Here is a 17,497-nt window from a genome sequence, read left to right as displayed (position 1 = left end):
GACGTCTCAGTAAAGATTATGAGATATCCGTCTCATCTGCTGAGACTATCGTCAAAATTTCTCATTTCCATACCTTGCTTAAACGCTTATGAATACAGCTTCTAATAGCGGATGCCGTACTCGTTCAGCAGTTTACTTGCCCGGACGTTCAGCCGCATCGCCAGCGCAATAGCGGTCAGGTCACAGTTAAGAACGGTTACCAGCTCCGTTGCCGTTCCGCTCCATACGGGCCGTTCAACCGTCACCAGCTCTGACAGCTTTACCAGCAGGAGGTCAGGCGGTTCCTTCCACAGCTCTCGTTCTGCATGGTCGAAATCCCAGGTGAGCCGCACTTCATCCTGTACCAGGTGTATCCGCTGGTCGGGCTGGTCACGGCCTACCACGTCCAGCGTGGCGGCGCTGTCGGTGCGCTTCTCTTTTTGGAGGATAAACGCCCCATCCGCACAGCCCAGCAGACCCGTCGTGCCGGAGATCATCTCGAACTTATCCCCGGAGGGCTGTTTCCTCGTGTGGTGGACGACCAGCAGACAAAGCCCCTTCCTGTCGGCAAACTGCTTCAGCCTACCGACGATCTGATAGTCGTCGGCATAGCTGTACGCCTCGCCGCCCATCTCCCGAACCTTCTGCAAGGTGTCGATGATGATAAGCCGGGTGTCGGGATGCTCCCTCACAAATTTGTCAAGCTGTTCATCGAGACCGTTGCCAAGCTGTTTGGCATAGGTGGCGAAGTGGAGTTTGTCCGTTCCCTCCACACCGAACATTCGGAACATCCGCTCTTGCAGCCGCTGGTAATCGTCCTCCAAGGCAAGGTATAAGACCGTCCCGGGCCGGACATCATACTCCCATAGCTTCTGCCCGGTGCTGACGTGATAGGCGAGCTGGGCCACCAGGAACGACTTGCCCACCTTGGGCGCTCCGGCAAAGAGGTAGGTGCCGGAGCAGAGCAGACCGTCAATGACGGGCGGTCTGCTCTGGTAGACAGTTTCGTAAAGCTCCCGCATGGTGACGGTGAACAAATTCGCCGGGTCATTCATGCGTCGCATCTTTCGGAGCAATTCTTCCATATTTTCTTCGGGAAATTTGTCGTTGCAATCCTGCGGCGGGTCTGTTATACTGGTGTCGGTACATAGGATTGGCTGTCCTCCGTCTGCGCCAACAGACGGGTTTAGGACAGTCTTTTCTTTTTCATCTGCCATTCGTGTCCTCCTTCATTCCTTCCATGATTTTTGCAATCAGGTTGATGGTGTCCAACAACTCGCCGTCCACGCTGTCCCCATCCCTGACCCGCCGCAGCTCCCCCAGGACGGCGGCGAGCTGGTCACGCAGGGCCTTGTAGACCCTGGGATTGCCCTGCACCACAATATCCCGGTTCAGCAGCCGCCGGGTGATGTAGTCCTGCTTGGTCAGCCCGGAGAGGCGGACGGCAATCTCAAGCTGTTCGTCCTCCTCCGGCGACACCCGGAACGCCACGGTCTTGTTCCGCCAACGGTTGTGGTTGTCCAAATTCTTAGCCGACATTATGCTCCCGTCCTTTCAAAGTCCAGCTTGTCTGCCATTTCCGTCTGCTTGGACGGAAACAGGTGGGCGTAACGATAGGTGATTTCGATACTCTCATGGCCTACCCGGTCGGCAATCGCCACAGCGGAAAAGCCCATATCAATCAGCAGGGAAATGTGGCTATGCCGTTACGGTATAATAACGACAAACGGAAAAAGCCTTGATTTTCAAGGGGTTTGAGCGTTTGCCGTCATTTATTCAATTCCTTTTCCAAGTTGAAATCTTACGAGAAAAATATCGAAAAAAGGAGGCTGTTTCATTAACGACAAAATTTAATAGCGCCAGCGGTCCAATCTATTGTTGAACTGCTAGTTATTGTAGATATAACATTTTTATAGAAGGGTTTCCAATCTTGTAAATATACAGAATATGCCACAAATACTATATAGTATTTGTGGTATTTGAAAGATCATATTAATATTCAACAATACATGGAGATATTTATTATTGCATAATTTTCTCATATTCTTCAATTGCAGCATAAAGAGGGTAGATTCGACCAGCTGTATATAATATAATTTTACGAGTATCTTGCGTATTCTGTAATATAATGCAGCGCCAAATTCCATCTGTTCCAGCAACGGATTGATGAGCAAATTTTTGGTAACAAAGGCTAGGGATTGAAATATCTTTACATATTGTATCAAATTCAGGTTTTGATATTGCTACATCAGTAAGCTTTAAATATTCTATTTTTTTACAATTGTTTTTGATTTGTAATAGAGTATTTGCTTTTATTTTGGACCAGGATATACTTTTGCTTATTTTTGAAAAATGGCAGAAAGGCATGGTATCCTCCTTATTGTATTGATTTTCTAAAGTTTCAATGATATAATTATTATGAATTATTGTATCCAATTATGAGGAGTTGTATGATGATGGATAAGAAAATTTACATTGACATCTTTGCTGGATGTGGGGGCTTGTCCACCGGATTATTAAATGCTGGATGGAAAGGTCTATTTGCTATTGAAAAAAATGCCGATGCGTTTTCTACATTGAAATACAACCTAATTGATAATAAAGAGCATTTTCTGTGGCCAACGTGGTTACCGGTTCAAGAATGTGACATCAACGAACTATTAAAAGAACATGAGGAAGAACTCCAAGCGCTACAAGGAAAAGTCACTTTAGTTGCTGGCGGTCCCCCTTGTCAAGGATTTTCAATGGCTGGAAAGCGAGACAAAAACGATCAACGCAATAAACTTGTAAAATCCTATATTAAATTCATCAAACTTGTATTGCCAGAAGTAATTATTTTCGAAAATGTTCATGGCTTTACAGTAAACTTCAAAGACAAAAAAGGAACAAAGCAATATTCTTCCTATGTTGAAAGAGCACTGAAACGTTTAAGTTATAAAACTGCGCACCAAATTGTGGATATGTCAGAATATGGTATTCCACAAAACAGAAAACGCTTTATTCTCGTAGCAATACGGCATCATTCTCCGAAAAAGGTTTTTGAAACCCTTAATAGTAATAAAGAACCTTTTTACAAAGCAAGAGGAATAAGCTGCTCAACAACGGTTTATGAAGCAATTAGTGATTTGGAAAAAGTACATGGAACACGCCCGTCCCCTGATACAAAAGGTTTTCAAGCAGGTCTGTATGGGCCTGTTCAGTCTGGATATCAGCGATTGATGCGGCAGAGCGTAACGTCAGATACTGATGTGGTAGATAGTCATCGTTTTGTTAATCATCGACAAGCCACGATAAATTTACATAATGATTTGTTGGCGTATGCCCCTGTTGGAAAGCGCATTACACCGAATGATAATATTGTCTCTAATCTTAACCGACGTGGTGTTACTGTGCTTAATAGAGCAGCGCAAGCACCAACTATTACATCAATACCGGATGAAATTGTGCATTATACTGAGCCACGCATTTTAACGGTGCGCGAACATGCCCGTATACAAAGTTTTCCGGATTGGTTTGAATTTAAAGGTAAATATACATCTGGCGGGGAACGTCGCAAGCAAGAGGTGCCTCGCTATACACAGGTTGGCAATGCAGTTCCACCATTGTTTGCCGAACAAATAGGACTTGCTATTTTGGAGGTGCTTTCAAATGACAAAAACGAATAGCACTTTATCTTTCCGCGTAAGTGCCGGGCTTAAAAATTTAATTGGTCGCGACTTAATAAGCGATAAGTATATTGCGATATTTGAATTGGTTAAAAACTCTTATGATGCTGGAGCATTCAAGGTTGATATTTCATTTGTTAAAACAAGTGAAGGACATGATCAAATTATTATTTCTGATAACGGTTGTGGGATGACATATAATGACATCATTGAAAAATGGTTATTTGTGGCATATTCAGAAAAGAAGCTTCAAATCCGTGAAAAGTCTTCCTACCGGGATGAAATCAAACGAGAAGTGGCAGGAGCAAAAGGAGTTGGTCGTTTTTCGTGTGACCGACTGGGAGAATCATTAGTATTAATTACTAAAACAGAATCCGAGATATCTGCGAATAAAGTAGAGGTAAATTGGAATAAGTTTGAACTGGATGATACACAAGAATTTATGAATATCCCTATTTGGTATTCAACAACTGATGCACTTCCAAGTGGTTTTTCAAAAGGAACTACATTGATTGTAGATTCATTACGTGAAAGTTGGTCTCGAGAAGAAATACTAAAATTGAAACGTTCCTTAATGAAATTGATTAGCCCTGATGCAAATAAGGGAGAACTTCCTTTTGACATAGAACTTATCGTTCCTGCTGAACGTGAAAATGATAACAAGACACTTGGTAAAACTGGGATAAATCCTAACCGCGATATTGTTAATGGCATTATTCATAATGATATATTAGAAAAGCTGAATATTAAGACTACGAGCATTGAAGTGAGTGTTTCTGAAGATGGACAGCTAATTACAAGCAAGTTGACGGATCGTGGTGAATATATTTTCTCTGTGGTTGAAAAAAACAGAAAGTATTATGGGTTACAAGATATAAGTATTGTTGTGTTTTACCTGAATCAAAGTGCTAAAGTAAATTTTACCCGGCAAATGGGAGGAGTTCAACCCAAAAATTATGGTTCTGTTTTTATATATAAGAATGGTTTTAGAATCAATCCATATGGAGAGCCTGGACAAGATTTTTTTGGTATTGATCAGCGAAAAGCTCAAGGATGGAAACGTTTCTTGGGAACGCGTGAAATTATGGGACGTATTTCTATAAAAGGCAATAATGATCAATTTGTTGAAACAACTAGCCGTGCACATGGTTTTATTCAGACGCCTGCTGTTGATTTATTAGCAGATTTATTTCTTGAAAAAGTATTAAAGGTTTTGGAGAAATATGTTGTCAACCTGATTAATTGGGGTGAGCCTTTAAAATCTGATCCAGAGCGTACGATTTCTCCAAATGAAATAAGTGATCAAATCATTTCACAGTTTATCACTAATGCTGATTCTAAAGATATTGTTAGTTTGGATTATAATTTAGATATTTTATCTAAAGACAATATGCAAAACAGCCAAGATAATATTACAACATCATTAAAGAAATTGGAAAGTGTCGCCGAACGCACACAAGATGCTGGACTTATAAATTTAGCACAAATTTTAAAAAAGAAGACAGAATCAATTGTTTCACACAACATTCAACTTGAAGAAGAAAATGCAAAAAGTTCAAAGGAGTTAGTTAAGGCACAAGAGGAAAAGCATGCGAGAGAGCGCCAAATTTATTTTCTTAAAGGTGCGGCTAATCAGAATGTAACAAATTTAGTGAATGGATTTCACTCCGTATATACATTAACGGATGCATCAAGAGGTAATATAAGTTATTTGCAAGAGCTTCTGACTCCTATGGATATTGAAAATAAGGATTTTATACTATCAATTATAGGACAGATTCAACAAGCGAATGAAAAGGCACATAAACTCGCTGATTTGGCAATACATGGGAATCAATCCCTAAAGCAGAGTGGTTCTAATAGCTTGTATGATTTTATTCGGCAATATATTGACGAAGGTTTTGTGATTAAAGGTTTAAAATATGAACTTGTGCAAGATGAACATGCTTTTGAATGCAAATTCGATTCTTCTTCAATTGGCGTGATTGTTGACAATATTGCCAGTAATTCAATCAAGGCTGGTGCAACGATATTGCAAATTGTTTTTTCAGAATCAAGTAAGTATGTAGAAGTGTCCTTTTCGGATAATGGAATGGGACTTGCTGAAAACATTGATCCTAGGACCTTGTTTGAATGGGGATTTTCGTCTAACAGGCAGAAAAAAGGCTTTGGTATAGGATTATATCATATCAAACAGTTGCTTGATGAAATGAAAGGGACAGTTGAAATTGATAATACATATCATCAGGGCTTTAAGATAATAGTGAGGTTAAAAAAATGAATACGACATTTAATATACTGTGGTTTGAAGATGAGCCTACATGGTTTAATATGGAAAAGTTACGCGTAGAAGATATTCTAAAAAACCATTATTTGATACCATCAATTGTCCGAAAAGATGGTGATGATTTCGATATCCGTGAATTGACTGGTAATGATTATGATTTAATTTTAATGGATTTCAAGTTGGCAGATGGGGTAACTGGTGATAAAATTGTTTCAGCTTTGCGAGAAAGCAATATACTAACTGATATTTTGTTTTATTCTTCGGAAGAAGATGCTATGTTGGCTGCTATCAGTGCCAATATGCCACCAATTGATGGTGTTTATTTAACAAAACGCGACTATACTATTTTTACAGAGAAGATTGAAAAAATCATAAGTAAAATAGTAAGACGCTCAGAAGATGTTGTCAATTTGCGTGGCTTTGTTCTCGATAACACTAGCGATTTTGAATTAAGAATTAAAGAAATCTTGAATATCTGTTGGCAAAAGTTTAATGAAACGCAAAAAGCATCATTAACTGAAACTCTCCTTGGATTATTGGACGGAAAAAAAGCATGGATTACAAAACAAGTCGAAACGGCAAAGTCCTCCGCCATTATTTTTGAATATGCAAATAACAATGAGCGTATGTTGAGTATATCTGACAGACTAGACATACTTCAAACGATTTTACCGATTCTATTTACTGCCTACAATCTGCCAGATACTGTATGCCCAAAAGATTTCAAACAATACTATATTGATAAAATCAATATGTATCGTAATCGTCTAGGGCATATCACATTCGGTGAGAAAACTATTTGCATTAAAGGCAAGGATATAGAAATTAATCAAGATCTTCATAGGCTTTTGCGAAAAAATATTGCGGATGTTGATATTACAATAAACCAACTTGAAACATATATTACTACAATGATGTAAATTAGCTAACACACTTCTGTTTGAATTTAATCGAAGTGTGTTACTTTTATCTATGATATATCTATAATATTTAAACACAAGATATCTTTCAGGCTAAATTATCATGGATGACGAAAAATTCCAACTATGCTAATCTTCGACTCCTATGATACGAATATGGATTAATATATGAAAAGAAAAAAGACTCGATTGCATGATTTACAATAGAGTATACTCCCTTACATAAAGCTGACGACAAAAATGAGTTTATTGTCATCTTGCACATTTTTTGTGCACTTGTTACTGTTTAATTTGGTGAATAATATAGTAAATTCGAGTCTAATAATATGTCATAGAAGCTCTTCGTGAGGGGGATGTTGTTAAAAAAGGTTGCGTAGGTATGCCGTTACGGTATAATAACGACAAACGGAAAAAGCCTTGATTTTCAAGGGGTTTGAGCGTTTGCCGTCATTTATTCAATTCCTTTTCCAAGTTGAAACATGGCGAGAAAAATATCGAAAAAAGGAGGCTGTTTCATTAACGACAAAATTTAATAGTGCCAGCGGTCCGGTGTATTGCCTGACCGCTGGTTGCCGTGGGCGTTTCACTTTTATAGGTGGGCGCCCTTTTTTATACCCATTTTCAAGAGAAAGGAGATTCACATGGAATTAAACGAAATGGAAAAACGGCTGCTGTTTCAGGTTGAGGGCGACTATCAATACAAAGTCCTGAACGAGCTCCACATGGCTGCCCGGTACACAAAGGACCCTGAACAGCGGAAGGCAGCGGAAAGTCTGATGGCAAAGCTGCGCGTCCTGACGGATGACGAGTGCATGGACATCGTGCGGGATATTCAGAAGAATTACCTCCTGCCCTACCCGCCCCGGACGATTGGGGAAAAGATTGCGGAGGCCAGGCAGCAATCCGGCGCGGAAAAATTGAAAGGGCATGACATCATGGCCCTGGAACGCTTTGCCCCAGAGGTACGGCACATGATCATCTTCAATGTGCTGTCTTATAATTCTCCTGTCGGCGATAAGGGTGATAAGATGCGCCTGTTCCTTACGGATGCCGGCTATCAGAAATTCTTAGACAGCCAGGAACGGGGCGAAGTCAAACTGAAAAACCATGCGAAGGTCTCAGACGGGCATCTCCATTATGACCGCAGGGACCGCGTCTTGTAACAGGATAACCGGAGAAAGGGGGCTTTGAAATGGCTGTATTCCGGGTAGAAAAAACAAAGGACTTCACAATCATGTGCAACCACCATCTGCGCAATACGGAACTGTCCTTAAAGGCAAAGGGGCTCCTCTCGCTCATGCTGTCGCTGCCGGAAGATTGGGATTATACCACAAAGGGGCTCGCCCATATCTGTAAGGATGGCGTGGATTCGATCACTACCGCCCTGAAAGAGCTGGAGCGGCACGGGTATCTCACCAGGCAGCGCCTCCGCTATGGGAACGGACAGCTCGGAGACATTGAGTATACGATCCATGAAAAGCCTGTAAATGCTGAAAAACGGGAGTATTCACCTAAACGGGAAAATCCAAGACAGGTAAATCCAGGACAGGCAAAACCTGAACAGGCCGAACCTGGACAGGAAAATCCCACACAATTAAATACTAGGGCTTGTTTGAAAAATAGTGAAGGCTGAGCTAAATCAACAAAATAGCGATAGCGGCAATGTAAACGAAAGCGAGAAAAGACGCATCCAATTTGTCATATCTGGTGGCGATCCTGCGGAACCATTTGAGCTTTTGGAAGAAACACTCAACCAAATGGCGCTCTTTATACAGCCACCAATCTACCGGCCACGGATCAGAAACATTGCTCTGAGGCGGAATCACATAGCTGGCACCCTGTTCTGAGATATAAGCTCGGATCGTCTTTGCCTCATAAGCGCGATCTGCTAATACATTGCTGCCGCTGATTTTTACCTTTTCCAGCAGTTCAACAGCGTGGACTGAATCATGGTCATTCCCTGCAGACAGCATGAATTCAACCGGATTCCCCAGTCCATCCACAATAGCGTGCAGCTTTGTGTTCAACCCACCTCTGGTCCGCCCAACTGCCTTATCCGCCGTTTTTTCCCCCTCCGTTGGCACTCTCGTGAACCTTGATGCAGGTAGAGTCCAGGCTCAGGTTTTCCATATCCGCATCTGCGGTCAATGCGCGAAATATGGTTTCCAATGTACCATCGTCCCGCCATTTGGCAAATCGGGCATACACAGACTGCCAGGGGCCATACGCCTCCGGCAATTCGCGCCACTGTGCTCCGCTGCGGACGATCCAAAGCATCCCATTGAGCATATTTCGATCATCTTTCCGAGGTCGGCCTCGTTTCCCCGTCCTCCCTGCTGGAAGCAACTTCTTCACGCGTTCCCATTGTGCTTTTGTCAATTCATATCGCTTCATGGCTCTATTTTCGCACTTTTATTTGGTTTGTGCAATATTTATTTTTCAAACAAGCCCTAATCCACTAAGGACTAAAAAATCAAAAACGGATATATCAAGGACCCATCAATCAATCTATCCGGCAGAGCCGGAGGCGGCAGGCCGCCCGGATAGGATGGATCGGATAGAGCTGACAGACGCCTACCGCGAGATCATTAAAGAAAATATTGAGTATGACTGTATGGTTTCCCGTTATGGGAAAGAACGCTTAGACGAGACTATGGAGCTTATGCTTGAAGTTGTTTTGTCCAAGCGTCCATATATCCGTATTGCCGGGGATGATTTTCCCAGGGAGGTGGTAAAGGGCCGTTTCCTGAAGATCAATTCCGGCCACCTGGAGTATGTCTTTGACTGTATTGACAAGAACACTACAAAAGTCGGAAATATCAAGGCATACCTGATGGCAGCGCTGTATAATGCCCCGGCAACAATGGACAGTTATTACCGTGCCGAGGTCAATCACGACCTGTACGGCTGTTAGGCGCCTTCGGGCGTCTTTTTTCATCACAGAAAGGAGGCGGGGCACGATGAAAAGAAATTCTGTGCCGGCACTATGCCCGGCGTAAGCAAAGAGCAGATTCAGGCGGCGAGGGAGGCGGACCTGTTTGCTTACCTGCAGTTCCATGAGCCTGGGGTGCTGAAACGGGACGGGCCCAATTACCGCCACAAGGAACATGACAGCCTGGTTTATGTGACCGGGAAAAGGTATTGGTACTGGAACAGCCGGGGCCGGAGTATCAACGCCCTGGATTATCTGATCCAGATTCGGGGCTACGGGCTGGTGGATGCGGTCCATACGCTGGCAGGCGGGGAAATCCGGCAGACGCCGGCCTATCGGAGTACAACAGCAACGGACCGTGTGCATAAGGAACAGGAAAAGAAAACATTTTCCCTCCCCTGGGCCAGACGGTGCGCCACGTCTGCCGTTTCTTATTTGCAGCGGCGCGGTATCAGCCCGGATGTGATCAGCCGGTGTTTCCGGGACGGGCTGTTCTATGAGGCGCGGTATCATGGCGAGCCGGTCTGTGTGTTTGTGGGAAAGGATGAAGCCGGCAAAGCAAAGTTTGCCTGTATGCGGAGTATTGCCGGCAGCCTTAGGAAAGATGTTTACGGCAGCGACAAGGAATATAGCTTCTGTTATCCACCCCGGAATCCGGGCAGCCGGCATGTTGCAGTGTTTGAGGCGCCCATTGACGCCCTCTCCCATGCCACGCTGCAGGAGTTAGAAGGCTGGAAATGGGACGGCTACCGGCTGTCCCTGGGCGGCACTTCCCATGTGGCGCTGACCGCATTTCTGAAACGACACCCGGAAATCCGGCGTGTCAGCCTCTACATGGACAATGACCTCGGCGGCCTTAAAAATGCCAGGAGGATCAAGGCAATGCTCCATGAAGATCAGCGGTTCAGACATATCCGTGTGGGCGTCAACCCGCCCCGTACAGGAAAGGACTACAACGAAATGCTGCTCCACGTTATAGGGCAGATGAAAGACCAACAACGGCAATGCCGCCAAAAACAGGCGGCTATTTCAATTTGACAGGAGGATTTCAGAAATGACGAACATAGAGAACACAGCTTTACAGATGATCGCCGAAGCTGCCCGGTGCCCGGACTACGGCCCCGATATGGTTAAGGCCCTGATGAAAAAGCTGGATATGAACGAGAAAGGATTTGCGCTTCTGATGAACGTCGCCCCTTCCACGGTCCGGCTCTGGACCAGCGGCGCCGCGCAGCCATGCGGAACGGCCAAGCGGCTCATGCAGATTTACGAGGCCGGGCCGGAGATTGTCGGTAAGATTGCCGGGGAGCCCTCCGCAGACAGGAGGGATTCATAGATGGCAGATATGGAACTTCTGGCAGCGGAACCAGTTGCGCTGCAGGCAACCCAGGACGTGCTTGCAGACGAAAATGAGCAGGTGAAGGCGCTGATCGTCCTGCTGATGGGGAATGACCCCGCGGGCGGCAGGGAGCTTGAAGAACTGGCCGGCCAGGTGGCGTCCATGGAGCGGAGGCTTGATGCCGCACTGGAGGAACTGGGGGAGATGCGCCAGAAGATACAGGAGGTGCAGGACCGCTCCCTGAAAGCCTTGCTGCAGAAGAACTGTAAGGCTCTGGAGGGGAATGTGGACGCCATGCGCCAGCGCATCCTGGAGCTGAAAGGGCAGGTCGTGGAAGGATGCAAGAATATCCTTAAGGATTTCGCCGACCGCGGCGCCGTGGCCCTGAACGGCGTCTCCCGGTTCCTGCGCCTTGGGCCAGCGCTGGAGGCGGTGCAGGCAGCGGCGGAAAGGACCGTGCAGTCCAGTGACCGTGCGGTCTCCAGGATCGATGCGTTCAGCACGGAATTCCATGAGGCAGGCCGGCACCTGAAGAACATGGGGCGCTCCATTCAGGGGAAACCCGCACAGGCGGAGGCGAAGGAAAACGGCAGGGTCGCAGATGCCTTCAAGGGGGCTTTCAGGATAGAGCGCGCTTTTGCGTCTGCCATCGGCGAGAATGTAGGGCTTTCCCTGAATGCCCTTGCAAGGCTGGAACAGCGGGCACAGCGCCGGCCCTCCGTCCTGGAGGCCATGCGGGAGCAGGCGGCGAAAGCAGCGCCGGCAAAGCACCAGCCGGAGGCGTCCCATGACAGGGGCAGCCGGTGATAAAAACAGAACGAAGGGAGGAAATGAACTTGAAACAGGAACCACTTCCGCAGATTCACTTAGTCCGCGATACGGATTTAGGCGTATTTGCCTATGAGCTCCATATCCTGGCCGGGGATTTCCTGCGGGACAGCGAATATAACCTGCGCACGCTTGCCACGAATACCGGGGCGGATTCCATTGCCGTCATGGGGAAGAATCACATGTGGCTTTCGGACGCGCTGCTTGCCTACTGCCCTTCGGCGGAGCTTTACCGGACAGCTGCCATGACGGAATATCCCGGCGCAAGGGCCTTCCTGTTCCACACGGAGCGCAAAGAGGACGGACGGCTGTACGGGGATGTCCTGATGATGGGCCTTGACACGCTGCGGCAGGATATAGAAAGGAATACCCTCTACCCTTACGGCGTCAGCATGGAATACCGGGACGGCACGAAGGCGGAGGTAGCTATTGAAAAATGGGAGTCAATGGAGCTGTGCGAAAAGGACGCCCTGAAAACCTGGCGCTACCTCTATGCGCCGGAGCAGGTGACGGAATGGCAGTACCGCTATTCTAACCGGTTCAGCCAGTGGAAGGAGCAGGCATTTTCCTATATGCCCCAGGATTTGGAGGAACGGCTGAATGTGGAGTATATGGAGGAGGCGCAGAACCCGGACACAGATATGTACCGCATACCCCTGGGGACAGCGAAGCAGATGCTCCTTGACGGCGGTCCGGTCTACCGCCTTTTTCCCGGAGGGCCGGAAAAGCTACTGCCGATTGCGGCGGTCACGGGGCTCTGGTATGAGAATTACCGGGAGTTTGCCGTTACCCCGGAGGATTTGGGTGCGCTTGACCGGCTGGTCCGCAGGGAGACGGACCGGATCATGGGAATACGCCCGCAGCATGATAAATTACAGGAACGCCGCCCTTCCCCGGAGCGGTGATTTTTTATGACAGACTGGAGGTGATAATGATTGGCGGATAACATGCAGCATGAAGATTTCGGGGAAAAGATCGGCGGCGCAAAAAAAGATCTATGGAAGGACCGGGGGCTCTATGTGAATGACCTGGATGCCATGAATGAGCGCGAGGCCGAGAAATTCGTAAAAAAGGATAATATCTGGAAGAAACCGGACTATGGGGCCATGCTGGAGGACGGGGTTTCCCTCGGCGTGGTCTATTTCATCAAAAAGGCGCGGGACGGGTTAAATGCCTCCCCGCAGTATTACCGCAAGGACGACACGCCGGAGAAGCGCCTTGCAAGACAGAAAGAATATATCCAGACGGTACGGGAGCTGCAGAGCGTGGTCTCGGAAGTCCGCACCGTGGAGGATGCCATGAAAGCCTATGACCGTTTCTTTGTGAAAAACGGGTATCTGGAACAGGTGCAAGGCTGGGGCGGCGGCATCCATTACCAGGCGACGGAGAAGGGCCGGGAGAACCCGGCCATTACAAACAAGCTGTCCAATGCCCTGATGGTCCACTCTGCCGCGCATTTTGAGCGGAACTTCACACAGAAAGCGCAGAAGGAACAGTTTGGCGTTTCCAAAGACCAGAAGGTGCCGAAGGGCTATGCGATCCATTTCAACGACGGGAAGAATACTTATTCCAAAAATAATGACTGGAAACCTGACACCTGGTATGTGACGAAGGGCTATTCCATCGTAAAGACAAATTTTGAATCGCGGGAGGCTGCCCTGAAATGGGTGCAGGCGTTGGCAAAAGGGCGCAGCAAAAGCGGAAAGACGCGGTTTGTGCCTCCCCAGCTCTCCCATGTGCGGCGCACCGGGCCGGATTACCGCAGCGGCGTGGAGATCACCGGGCAGCACTATCTTGACGCCTTCGGGTTCCGCGGCGGAGAGTTCGGGAACTGGATGAACCAGAATGACCGGCAGGCTTCCCTGAACATGGGATTTGAAGCGCTCAAAGATTTGGTGTCAGCCCTGCAGGTCAGCGACAGGGACATTGCCTACCAGGGAACGCTTGCCATCGCTTTCGGCGCCAGGGGCAGCGGGAACGCGGCAGCCCACTATGAACCGCTGCGGAAGGTCATCAACCTTACGAAGATGCACGGTGCCGGCTCCCTGGCCCATGAATGGTGGCACGGGCTTGACGATTACCTGGGTACGAAGATGGGCGCGAATGGGATGCTCTCGGAACAGCCCCGCCTCTATGCGCCGTTCCAGAAGCTGATTGATACCATGAAATATAAGCCGGAGACGCCGGAGCAGGCTGCGGCCCGCACCGAAGCGCAGACAGAACGCACCCGGAAAAATGCGGCAGGCTGGCTGGATTCGGCGGTGCTTGGTTCCCTGAAACGGCATGGCAACGAGGAACAGATGGAGACCTACGCGGTTCTTAAAGAGTCGTTCCTGTCCGGCGAGGCCGGTTCCGTGGAACAGATCAGCGCTTTCAAGAAGTCTGTTACCGGGCGGGTGATCCCCAAAAGCGAACGGGAACGGCTGGAAATATTCGAGCACATGCTGTCCGGGATGCAGGCACAGGAGGCGCCACAGGTCGGGCGGGTGGAAACCGATTTTTACCGGAATTCCGTGCGCATGGGTAAGGAGTGCGAAAAGGACGGCGGCTATTGGGACAGCAATACGGAAATGACCGTCAGGGCTTTTGCCTGTTACATCAAGGATAAGCTGCCTTACCAATCGGATTATCTGGCGGGCCACGCAGACTGCGCCGTTACCTTCGTGGCAGACAAAGGAGGGGAAATGTCAGTCCTGAAAGCCTTCCCGGAGGGTGAGGAACGCAGAGCCATCAATGCGGCATTTGACGAGATCGTGGCAGACCTGAAACGGGAGCAGATACTTACCCATTCGGATGAAACGCTGCCCCTTCCGGCGCAGCCGCTGGCGGAGAATGAACAGATTTCCGTATTTACGGCAGACCGGCCTTCGGTCATGGCGCAGCTTGCAGCGGTGAAACCGGCAGAAAAAACTACCCCGGCACAGGCGGCACCGAAAAAGAGCCATGCGCCGGAGATTTAAGGAGGTGGAAGGATTGGAGGAAAACAAAGATTACCGGGTGCACCGCTCCGGGGACCTGTCGGAAGGCTACAAGCTGCAGGTGGAACACACGGTATCATGCGAGAACACGGATATTTCAGCGTTGATTGCACAGGGGGCAGGAACGGTACAGGCCATGCGCCAGGACAGCATTGAGGGAGAAAAGAAAGCCTATGACATCGTGGTGGCGGCAGCGAAGCAATGGGAACAGCAGGCGGCGGCCACGCAACGGCTTGACCGGGCGCTGGCATACTTACGCACCCCGGAGGTAAAGCATACCGGGAACTGTTGGCAGCCCTTTTCCAACAACAAGGACTGGATGGAGATCAGCAACCGGGTTTATAAGATGTTCTGCCAGATCAGGGAACAGACAACATATAACAGGGAGGCAAAACAGGATGTTCCGACTGCCTGGTATGTGACATGGGACCTGTATATCAATTCACCCAGGAAAGGCTACAACATCCACCTTGCAGGGCAGGATAAGAAACGCTACACGGACAAGGCCGCCGCCGAGAAGTACCTGGACGGGAGAAAGAAAGCCTATTCCCATCTGTTTGCGGAGATTTCACCGCCTATTCCGAAAGAGCATGAAAACTGTTTTACGGTCAATGGCGTGCTTCTCCCTGGATATACCGTGGAGGGCCGGGAACCAATAAAACCAGGCCATGCCGCCGATGTTTCGGAGGGCGCTATTTCCGCGCCCGGAAAAGAGGAAAAGCCCTCCGTGCTGGGAAAGCTGTCTGCGTCGAGGGCACAGGAAAAGGCTGCGGCAGAACCGAAGGCGCCAATTAAAAAGAAGGAGGATATGCAGATTTGAAAGTGTTGATGATAGAGCCGGGGAAAGCGCCTTATGAGGCCGAGCTGGACGGGAGCCTCAAATCCATGCAGGAGGCAGTCGGGGGAGGCATAGAGGGCTACTACCCTTATGCGGAGCCTGTCGCGATTGTCTGCAATGATGAAGGGAAAATAAACGGGCTGCCCCTGAACCGGGCGATCTACAACCAGGACGGCGAGATGATCGAGATCATGGCAGGCACCTTTTTCATAGCCGGTCTCGGCGAGGAAAGTTTTGCCGACCTTCCCGATTATTTCATGGAGCAGTATAAGGAACAGTTCAAATACCCGGAGAAATTTTACCGTCTGGCGGGTGAGATCGTTGCGGTGAAGCAGCCCCTCCCGCCGGAGGAAAAGCAGCAGCCGGCCCCTGTCATGGAGGGACCGGGCGGGGATGATATAAGGCTTGACGAATCCACGGACCTGGCTTTCGACCTGGATGAATTTTTCAGGCAGAACAGCGGGGCTTATGCAGACCTGTACCCGGATTCCCATGCGGAGAAGGAGCGCATGGCGGACGGGCTGCTTTCAGGAGATACCGGAAAGATCCGCATGAGGCTGGCGGCATTTGGGCGTGAGGAACATGTGGAAGGAGAAACGGCGCCGCTTCTGGAGCGTATTTCTTCCTATGAAAAGGAGTATGGGATCAGCGCCTATTCCATTTACCAGCTTGACTTATCGGACAGTACAGATGACTTCCGTTTTATGCCTATGGACTGGCTGGAGGGCAAAGGGCTTTCCGTGGACCGGGACAATTACCGGATGGTCTATGCCATGCGGCGGGAACCGGACGAGACACTGGAGGACATTTACAGGCGTTTCAATATCGACCACCCGGAAGATTTTAAGGGCCATTCCCTTTCCGTTTCTGATGTGGTAGTCCTGCATGGGAATGGTGCGGATGCCGCCTGGTACGTGGACAGTATCGGCTTTAAGGAGCTGCCGGATTTTTTCGGCGCAGGAACACCGGAGGCAAAGCGGGATGTTTCCGTGCGGGAACAGCTTGACAATGCGAGGAAACAGGCGGCGCAGGCAGAGCCGAAAGCGCCGGATAAAAAGCCCAGGGAACCGGAAAGGAGTTGATGGCTTATGCTGATGGCAGTTGAAGGTCCGTATGCGCTGATGGTGCAGCCGGACGACATTTTAATCTCTCCCCGTGAGGTAGACGAACATTTTGGGACAATGGCCTGCTTCCATTCCCGCTATGCGCTGGGTGACAGCCACAATTACATGGATAAAGACGATTTCCTGCGGGAGATGTATTTAGATACCGTGGGGCATGATGAAACGGGGCTGAAACGCTATGAACACATGGTAAACATTGTGAGCAGCCGGTTCCGGCACAGGCCAAAGACGGAGGAACGGGCGGTTGATGACGCCATGCTTAAGGTGATCTCCGAAAAATACATTACGCTCCCCCTCTATCTGATGGACCACAGCGGCCTTGCCATTCAGACCACAAGTTTCAATGACCCCTGGGACAGCGGGCAGGTCGGATGGATTTATGTTTCCAAAGAGGATGCTCTAGATGGTGTCGTCAATAAAGAAGGAGCCAAATAGCAATACAACGTATTTGGACAGCAGCAGCGAAAGAAGCGGCATTTTTAGCGTAGCGAGTCGCAATACCGCGCCATCTTTTGAGAAGCAGGAAAGCGTTCTCGACGAGATGGCGAAGTTTGTAGAAATATTTATCATACTTCCGAGGATGTTTTCGGCTTTTCCTTGGCGGAAT

Annotated in this window: 17 protein-coding genes and 3 pseudogenes; 14 read left to right on the top strand and 6 right to left on the bottom strand. The window is 48.3% G+C overall.

Annotated elements, in window-relative coordinates; all coding sequences use genetic code 11:
- Nucleotides 1–101: 101 nt before the first annotated feature.
- The 4 genes and pseudogenes from C814_RS17155 to C814_RS0105260 all read right to left on the bottom strand — a co-directional run bounded on the left by C814_RS17155 (nt 102) and on the right by C814_RS0105260 (nt 2,346).
- Nucleotides 102–1,196, bottom strand: a complete 1,095-nt coding sequence (locus C814_RS17155; RefSeq protein ID WP_016316668.1) for an AAA family ATPase — start codon at nt 1,194–1,196, stop codon at nt 102–104.
- A complete protein-coding gene (locus C814_RS17150) occupies nt 1,186–1,518 on the bottom strand; it encodes a plasmid mobilization protein (RefSeq protein WP_016316667.1) in 333 nt (110 codons plus the stop codon). The genes C814_RS17155 and C814_RS17150 overlap by 11 nt, the downstream gene beginning before the upstream one ends.
- Nucleotides 1,518–1,685 (bottom strand): annotated as a pseudogene (locus tag C814_RS23805) (site-specific integrase); the annotation flags it as partial. The gene C814_RS17150 and the pseudogene C814_RS23805, both read right to left, overlap by 1 nt.
- A gap of 316 nt (nt 1,686–2,001) precedes the next feature.
- Nucleotides 2,002–2,346, bottom strand: coding sequence for a hypothetical protein (locus C814_RS0105260; protein WP_022788498.1), 345 nt, complete (start codon nt 2,344–2,346; stop codon nt 2,002–2,004).
- Between the two features lie 83 nt (nt 2,347–2,429).
- Between C814_RS0105260 and C814_RS17145 the strand changes: the two genes are divergently transcribed.
- From C814_RS17145 to C814_RS17125, 5 genes and pseudogenes are all read left to right on the top strand, one after another.
- Nucleotides 2,430–3,644, top strand: a complete 1,215-nt coding sequence (locus tag C814_RS17145; RefSeq protein WP_242829021.1) for a DNA cytosine methyltransferase — start codon at nt 2,430–2,432, stop codon at nt 3,642–3,644.
- Complete coding sequence (locus C814_RS17140; protein ID WP_016316665.1) at nt 3,628–5,925, top strand: sensor histidine kinase; 2,298 nt, start codon at nt 3,628–3,630, stop codon at nt 5,923–5,925. The genes C814_RS17145 and C814_RS17140 overlap by 17 nt, the downstream gene beginning before the upstream one ends.
- Nucleotides 5,922–6,851 (top strand): response regulator, encoded by a 930-nt coding sequence (locus C814_RS17135; protein WP_016316664.1) that lies wholly within the window; start codon nt 5,922–5,924, stop codon nt 6,849–6,851. The genes C814_RS17140 and C814_RS17135 overlap by 4 nt, the downstream gene beginning before the upstream one ends.
- A 641-nt stretch (nt 6,852–7,492) precedes the next feature.
- Entirely contained in the window at nt 7,493–8,014 is a 522-nt protein-coding gene (locus tag C814_RS17130) for a DUF5720 family protein (RefSeq protein ID WP_016316663.1), read from the top strand.
- A gap of 29 nt (nt 8,015–8,043) precedes the next feature.
- A pseudogene (locus tag C814_RS17125) lies at nt 8,044–8,454 on the top strand (helix-turn-helix domain-containing protein); the annotation flags it as partial.
- A 31-nt stretch (nt 8,455–8,485) separates the two neighbouring features.
- Here the strand turns inward: C814_RS17125 and C814_RS23075 are convergent.
- A pseudogene (locus C814_RS23075) lies at nt 8,486–9,245 on the bottom strand (IS5 family transposase).
- Between C814_RS23075 and C814_RS0105250 the strand changes: the two are divergent.
- From C814_RS0105250 to C814_RS17080, 9 genes are all read left to right on the top strand, one after another.
- Nucleotides 9,244–9,765, top strand: coding sequence for a DUF6017 domain-containing protein (locus tag C814_RS0105250; protein WP_022788497.1), 522 nt, complete (start codon nt 9,244–9,246; stop codon nt 9,763–9,765). The pseudogene C814_RS23075 and the gene C814_RS0105250 overlap by 2 nt on opposite strands.
- Before the next feature lie 72 nt (nt 9,766–9,837).
- Complete coding sequence (locus C814_RS17115; RefSeq protein ID WP_016316659.1) at nt 9,838–10,821, top strand: toprim domain-containing protein; 984 nt, start codon at nt 9,838–9,840, stop codon at nt 10,819–10,821.
- A gap of 16 nt (nt 10,822–10,837) precedes the next feature.
- Entirely contained in the window at nt 10,838–11,119 is a 282-nt protein-coding gene (locus tag C814_RS17110) for a helix-turn-helix domain-containing protein (RefSeq protein WP_016316658.1), read from the top strand.
- Nucleotides 11,120–11,929, top strand: coding sequence for a DUF6674 family protein (locus C814_RS17105; protein WP_016316657.1), 810 nt, complete (start codon nt 11,120–11,122; stop codon nt 11,927–11,929). It abuts the gene before it with no gap.
- Nucleotides 11,930–11,958: 29 nt separating this feature from the next.
- Nucleotides 11,959–12,855: a hypothetical protein gene (locus tag C814_RS17100; protein WP_016316656.1), complete on the top strand. Its 897-nt coding sequence runs from the start codon at nt 11,959–11,961 to the stop codon at nt 12,853–12,855.
- 30 nt (nt 12,856–12,885) lie between these two features.
- Complete coding sequence (locus tag C814_RS17095; RefSeq protein ID WP_016316655.1) at nt 12,886–14,910, top strand: LPD1 domain-containing protein; 2,025 nt, start codon at nt 12,886–12,888, stop codon at nt 14,908–14,910.
- Between the two features lie 4 nt (nt 14,911–14,914).
- Complete coding sequence (locus C814_RS17090; RefSeq protein ID WP_369750567.1) at nt 14,915–15,748, top strand: hypothetical protein; 834 nt, start codon at nt 14,915–14,917, stop codon at nt 15,746–15,748.
- Between the two features lie 2 nt (nt 15,749–15,750).
- Nucleotides 15,751–16,848, top strand: a complete 1,098-nt coding sequence (locus C814_RS17085; protein WP_242829024.1) for a DUF3846 domain-containing protein — start codon at nt 15,751–15,753, stop codon at nt 16,846–16,848.
- A gap of 6 nt (nt 16,849–16,854) precedes the next feature.
- Entirely contained in the window at nt 16,855–17,325 is a 471-nt protein-coding gene (locus C814_RS17080) for a hypothetical protein (protein WP_016316652.1), read from the top strand.
- On the opposite strand, the gene C814_RS23070 is transcribed toward C814_RS17080, so the two are convergent.
- A partial coding sequence (locus C814_RS23070; protein ID WP_155846423.1) for a transposase occupies nt 17,303–17,497 on the bottom strand: 195 nt, incomplete at its 5' end. The genes C814_RS17080 and C814_RS23070 overlap by 23 nt on opposite strands.

This window comes from Anaerotruncus sp. G3(2012) (genome assembly GCF_000403395.2).
In the GTDB taxonomy this organism is placed as follows: Bacteria; Bacillota; Clostridia; order Oscillospirales; family Ruminococcaceae; genus Anaerotruncus.
Note: the sequence above shows the minus strand (reverse complement) of the source record. Positions and strands in the feature narration are given on the sequence as shown.